Here is a 1738-nt window from a genome sequence, read left to right on the forward strand (position 1 = left end):
CTCGTCGGCGTCCCCGCGCTCCCCGGGCCGCAGGCCCGTCTGCGCGGGCTTGAGCACGGCCACCGACCGCCCCGCCGCGACCGCCGCCGCGGCCACGGCGGCGGTCGTGAGGGTCTTGCCGACCTCCGTGCCCGTCCCCGTGATCACCAGTACCGGCATGTCATCCCTCCCGCGCCGCCGCGCACACGGCCGCCGTGATCCGCGCCAGGTCGTCGTCCCCGGTGACGTACGGCGGCATCGTGTACACGAGGTCCCGGAACGGCCGCAGCCACACGCCCTCGCGCACCGCCGCCCGGGTCGCCGCCGCCATGTCGACACCGTGGTCCAGCTGCACCACCCCGATGGCACCGAGGACGCGCACGTCCCGGACCCCCGGCAGCCCGGCCGCCGGTGCCAGGCCCTCCCGCAGGCCCGTCTCGATGCGTCCGACCTCCGCCCGCCAGTCCTGGCCGAGGAGCAGGTCGATCGAGGCGCAGGCCACGGCGGCGGCGAGCGGGTTGCCCATGAAGGTCGGGCCGTGGGCGAGGACCGGCACCTCGCCCCGCGAGATGCCGTCCGCGACCCGCGCGGTGCACAGGGTCGCCGCCATCGTCAGATACCCGCCGGTCAGCGCCTTGCCCACGCACATCACATCCGGCGTCACCCCCGCGTGCTCCGCCGCGAACAGCGTTCCGGTCCGTCCGAAGCCCGTCGCGATCTCGTCGAACACGAGCAGCACGTCGTGGGCGTCGCACGCCTCCCGCAGCACCCGCAGGTACGCGGGGGAGTGGAACCGCATCCCGCCCGCACCCTGCACCACCGGCTCCACGATCACCGCGGCCAGCTCGTCCGCGTGCCGCCCGACCAGCGAGCGCAGCCGCTCGGCGTACGCCTCCTCGTACGCGGCCGGGGGCGGGCCGGCGAACACCTGGCGCTGGAGCACGCCCTGCCACAGTTCGTGCATCCCGCCCTCGGGGTCGCACACCGACATCGGCTGCCAGGTGTCGCCGTGGTAGCCGCCGCGCCAGGTCAGCAGGCGCCGCTTGCCCGGACGGCCGAGCGAACGCCAGTGCTGGAGACACATCTTGACGGCGACCTCGACGGACACGGAGCCGGAGTCGGCCAGGAAGACATGTTCGAGGCCCTCGGGTGAGATGTCGACGAGGCGCTTCGCCAGCCGTACGGCGGGCTCATGGGTGAGCCCGCCGAACATCACGTGGCTCATCCGTCCGAGCTGGTCGCGGACCGCCTCGTCGAGGACCGGGTGGCGGTAGCCGTGGATCGCCGACCACCAGGACGACATGCCGTCGATCAGCTCGTCGCCCCCGCCGGCCGGCCGCAGCCGCACCCCGCTCGCCGACTCCACGACGAGCGGTTCCTGCCGGCCGGGCATCGGGCCGTACGGATGCCAGACGTGCCGCCGGTCGAGTTCGAGCAGCTCGCGCACGGAGGCGCCGGCCGCGGAGGCCGTGGAGGCCGCCGAGGGACCGGAAAATCCCGAAGAAGCCGAAGGAGCCGAAGGAGCCGAAGGAGCCGAAGGAGCCGAAAGGGCTGAAAGGGCTGAAGGGGCTGAAGGGGCTGAAGGGGCTGAAGGGGCAGGGGAGCCCGAAGGAGTGGGCGGGAGCGGGTCAGGCATTGGGTGCGAGGTCCGTCCCGGCGCCCCGGCGGCGTACCGCGACCAGGTCCGTACGCGCCGCGGCGGCCCGCGCCGCGCCGGGCACGGGCTCTCCGGGGTCCTGCTCCTCGGCGGCCCGTTCCC

Annotated in this window: 2 protein-coding genes; both read right to left on the reverse strand. The window is 74.6% G+C overall.

Going from position 1 to position 1738, the window contains the following annotated elements; all coding sequences use genetic code 11:
• Positions 1–159 (reverse strand): AAA family ATPase (locus HO151_RS03295; RefSeq protein WP_173894612.1); only part of this gene is annotated, 159 nt, incomplete at its 3' end.
• 1 nt (position 160) lies between these two features.
• A complete protein-coding gene (locus HO151_RS03300; protein WP_254594679.1) occupies positions 161–1372 on the reverse strand; it encodes an adenosylmethionine--8-amino-7-oxononanoate transaminase in 1212 nt (403 codons plus the stop codon).
• Positions 1373–1738: the final 366 nt, after the last annotated feature.

It is taken from the genome of Streptomyces sp. 8P21H-1, assembly GCF_013302945.1.

Bases quoted from the DNA above. Each gene is read 5' to 3' on its own strand.
- HO151_RS03300 (WP_254594679.1), bottom strand. From the start codon at position 1,372: ATGCCCGGCCGGCAGGAACCGCTCGTCGTGGAGTCGGCGAGCGGGGTG.